This is a genomic window from Wolbachia endosymbiont of Mansonella ozzardi (genome assembly GCF_020278625.1).
Taxonomy (GTDB): Bacteria; Pseudomonadota; Alphaproteobacteria; order Rickettsiales; family Anaplasmataceae; genus Wolbachia.
Genome location: NZ_JADAKK010000077.1, coordinates 1 through 3166, shown reverse-complemented (window position 1 = coordinate 3166; position 3166 = coordinate 1). Strand labels below are relative to the sequence as shown.

The 3166-nt window shown below is 34.5% G+C and carries 6 protein-coding genes and 1 tRNA gene; 6 read left to right on the top strand and 1 reads right to left on the bottom strand.

The features are described 5' to 3' along the window. Positions 1-66: 66 nt before the first annotated feature. A tRNA-Met gene (locus tag IHO40_RS05520) sits at positions 67-140 on the bottom strand. Positions 141-446: 306 nt separating this feature from the next. On the opposite strand from IHO40_RS05520, the gene IHO40_RS05515 reads away from it, so the two are divergent. The 6 genes from IHO40_RS05515 to IHO40_RS05495 all read left to right on the top strand — a co-directional run bounded on the left by IHO40_RS05515 (position 447) and on the right by IHO40_RS05495 (position 2985). Then, a complete protein-coding gene (locus IHO40_RS05515) occupies positions 447-905 on the top strand; it encodes a hypothetical protein (RefSeq protein ID WP_368666786.1) in 459 nt (152 codons plus the stop codon). A gap of 124 nt (positions 906-1029) precedes the next feature. Beyond that, entirely contained in the window at positions 1030-1146 is a 117-nt protein-coding gene (locus IHO40_RS05920) for a ComEC/Rec2 family competence protein (RefSeq protein WP_255586020.1), read from the top strand. Positions 1147-1190: 44 nt separating this feature from the next. Further along, positions 1191-1424 (top strand): ComEC/Rec2 family competence protein, encoded by a 234-nt coding sequence (locus IHO40_RS05915; RefSeq protein WP_255586019.1) that lies wholly within the window; start codon positions 1191-1193, stop codon positions 1422-1424. Positions 1425-1519: 95 nt separating this feature from the next. Further along, positions 1520-1843 carry a ComEC/Rec2 family competence protein gene (locus tag IHO40_RS05505; protein ID WP_225537137.1) on the top strand — a complete coding sequence of 108 codons (324 nt, stop codon included), beginning with the start codon at positions 1520-1522 and terminating at the stop codon, positions 1841-1843. 522 nt (positions 1844-2365) lie between these two features. Next, the gene (locus tag IHO40_RS05500; protein ID WP_225537135.1) at positions 2366-2587 is read left to right on the top strand and encodes a hypothetical protein; all 222 of its coding nucleotides are present in this window, start codon (positions 2366-2368) and stop codon (positions 2585-2587) included. Positions 2588-2670: 83 nt separating this feature from the next. Beyond that, positions 2671-2985, top strand: coding sequence for a hypothetical protein (locus tag IHO40_RS05495; RefSeq protein ID WP_225537134.1), 315 nt, complete (start codon positions 2671-2673; stop codon positions 2983-2985). The last annotated feature ends 181 nt before the right edge of the window (positions 2986-3166 follow it).

Sequence of the window (3166 nt, the reverse complement as noted above, 5' to 3'; positions counted from 1 at the left end):
GATAAGGAAACCGGAGGAATCTTTAAGTAGTTTTTTTCGTTTCTATTGGATGACAACTGAATCAAGTTGCGGGGGTAGGATTTGAACCCACGACCTTCAGGTTATGAGCCTGACGAGCTACCGAGCTGCTCCACCCCGCGTCGTTATTTATTTATTATATGTACAACAATAGAAAATAAAAGAATAAAATCACCCATGATGCATATTTTGTATATTTATTAACTTTTTCTGACATAATAGTTAGTTATATACGAAACAACCTATGCAGTGAGAAATATAGTTTGATACTGTGGTTTCCCGTATGTCAGTGCTTAGGAATTTTGACCTATTTCTCTTTAAGCTCTGAACCAAGCTGTGTTTTACTACATCTATTTTTCTCTTGCTTTTACCTATACTAATTCTGATTGTACAAAAGGCACGCGATATTATGTATCGCCTTGATTACAGTGCTAATAGGATTTACAGCCAGCAAGCTGAGAACAGCTTTAGTTGATACTCAAATTCTTGATGAAGAGAAATATTTAAAAAGTATCATTGCCACAGTGAAGGATATTAGCAACAAGGGCTCATACAGACAGTTTCTGCTCTTTGTTGAAAAACTCCCTTTCGTTGTCCCAGTGCCCAGACACTTAGACCCAGAAAAAAATACACAGATTCCAGCGTTACACGCTGACCACATTGCTTTAGATAACATAAGAATATTAGTTAGAACTAAAGTGGAAAAAGGCATTAGAATAGGTGACCGGGTAAAGTTGTCAACAAAGCTTTTTCTGCCAAAGATCCCACCTTCAGAGTATGCATATGATTTTGCAAGAATAGCATATTACCAGAAAATAAGTGCTACAGGTTTTGCAACGAGCAAAGTAGCCTTGCACAAAAAGGCTAAAGCAAGGAAATTTCAATAGTATATAGAATCTTGTCGCAATATATTTATGAAGACCTGCAGCGAAATATCAAAAAACCACATGCGGACATAATCTCTGCACTACTGATCGGTAAAAAAGACGGAATAGACAAAAAAAACTATGGATGCAATACGAGATTCAGGCATATCACATATTTGCTATATCTGGTCTGCATTTATCATTTGTTGCTGGCCTGTTTTTTATAGTACTTCGTAATTTATTGCAATATCTAAAACTTTAACTTTTAAGTGTAACACCAAGAAAATATCTGCATTTTTCACCATTTTGCTGACCAGATTTTATCTGCTGGCCACCGGTATACAAATCTCTGTTCAGCGTGCATATATTATGGTGATCTTGATACTTGTTGCAATAATAATAAAGAGGAAATATCGGGGATTAATAGCAATTGCGTTCGCTGCTTCGATGATACTTATAGTAGAACCAGAAGCGATTTTAAAACCCAGCTTTCGGATGTCATTTCTGGCATTTTGGCACTGGTTGCTAGTTATCAGATGAATGCCAACAAGCTGTTCAAAATAAAAATAGTGAAATATTTGTGTCAATAATGATTAGCTCAGTAATAGCAAGCTTAGCGACTATTCCACACACCAATACACAACTTTAATTATCTTTCAATCAGCGGCATCATCACAAATTTAATCGCTATACCAATAGTTACATTAATTATTATTCCGCTTGGAATAATCTATGTTTTGTTGATTACTTTAGGCATTAAGTGGATTATAGCGTCGCTCGTAGGAAGCTCAATTGATGGTATTTTGTATATAATAAATGCAATCGCTAGTTTTCAGTATTTGGTTATTCCCATTCACGCTTTCCCTACCTTATCAGTTATCATACACTTGAGTTATTATGGCTGTGCTTGTGGGAAAAAATTGGCGTTTCTTTGGAGTTTTCTTTATTGTGCTGGGTAATTTTCTTCAGCACTACGTATAGAACTCCTGATATTCTAGTCAGTGCTGATAATGTTGCAGCTAAAGAGGAATGATAATTTGCTATATTCTCTACTAGAAAAGATAGGAACTTTATTATCAGAACGTGGGCAAAGCAAAATGGGCAGAATCAAATTCTAAATCATACCAAATACAATAATTCAAACAAAAAACTAAAGTGTAGCGGTTATGGCTGCATATATAACAAAGGGAATAATAAGTCAGTGTTACTAGCTTATAAAAAAGAAGAGGTTGTAGAAAATTGTAACAGAGTTGACTTAATAATTTAGTTAAGCAAATTTAACTATCCAGTTTGTAATACTACAGTTATTAGATACGCCGATTTAGAAACATATGGCACACATTCTGTTTGGTTAACAAACGGTGACATAAAGATTAGTAAAGGCGTTCCAACAGAGCTTAGCATGCGACTTTAAGTTAAAAAAGCTTGCTTTTAAAGTGTTATTAATATACAATTAGTTTGATCAAGATATGGGAAAATTGATGCATCCAAATACTCCAGGTATTGAATTTAACTTCAAGCCAATAGATAATGCTGTTGGTTTTCCAGCTCTAGCTTATGTTGCTGCAGTCAAAGCAACTATTCATGGTGTGAGCTTCATTGCAAATATTCTTAATTCAAGAGCAATGCTAGTTTATGCTCTTGCTTTTATTATTCTTGGAACAATTTTATTAACTTCTCTTAATTATAAAGCATACACATAGGCAGGGAATAGAAGATGAAATATTAAAAAACAGCAAGAATACAATGGATATAAAAATTAGAGGCAGAGAAAGTAATGGAATAAATGAGATTGCTCACATTAACAATAGAAATTGCTCCAGATACGGGCTCTATAGGCAACAAAAAAGAAAATTTTTCTATAGTCTTACCAATTTCTGAAAAACATGGAGAAGCGTTGAAAAACAAAAGACAAGAAAACAGAAATAAAATTGTTTTGTTTACTGTACCATATGTGCAGTGGTCTAACTGTGGTTGGGGCATTGGTAAGATTTGGCTTTGCCAATATTCAAAGCTGGAGACAATGAACTTTCATTGCAGCAGTGGGGGTGTCATCGCTATTGCTGGTGCATGCGTAATATTAAGAAAAATTAGGAAATAATGAATAGATAACGCATGTAATACCGTTAAAAGATTCGATAATATAGATATTCCACTCCCATGCAGAAAAGGTAGCGTTGTGTCAGTAATGGAAAATAAATTTGAAAGTAAGGAGAAGAACGATTTTCAATTACAAGCACTTATGTTATCTGAAAGGGTTTTGACTGGTTTTAAAAATGATG

What these genes read in the sequence shown, in the direction of transcription:
- IHO40_RS05920 (WP_255586020.1), top strand. Translation starts at nt 1,030, where the DNA reads ATGCAATACGAGATTCAGGCATATCACATATTTGCTATATCTGGTCTG.
- IHO40_RS05500 (WP_225537135.1), top strand. Translation starts at nt 2,366, where the DNA reads ATGCATCCAAATACTCCAGGTATTGAATTTAACTTCAAGCCAATAGAT.
- IHO40_RS05495 (WP_225537134.1), top strand. Translation starts at nt 2,671, where the DNA reads ATGAGATTGCTCACATTAACAATAGAAATTGCTCCAGATACGGGCTCT.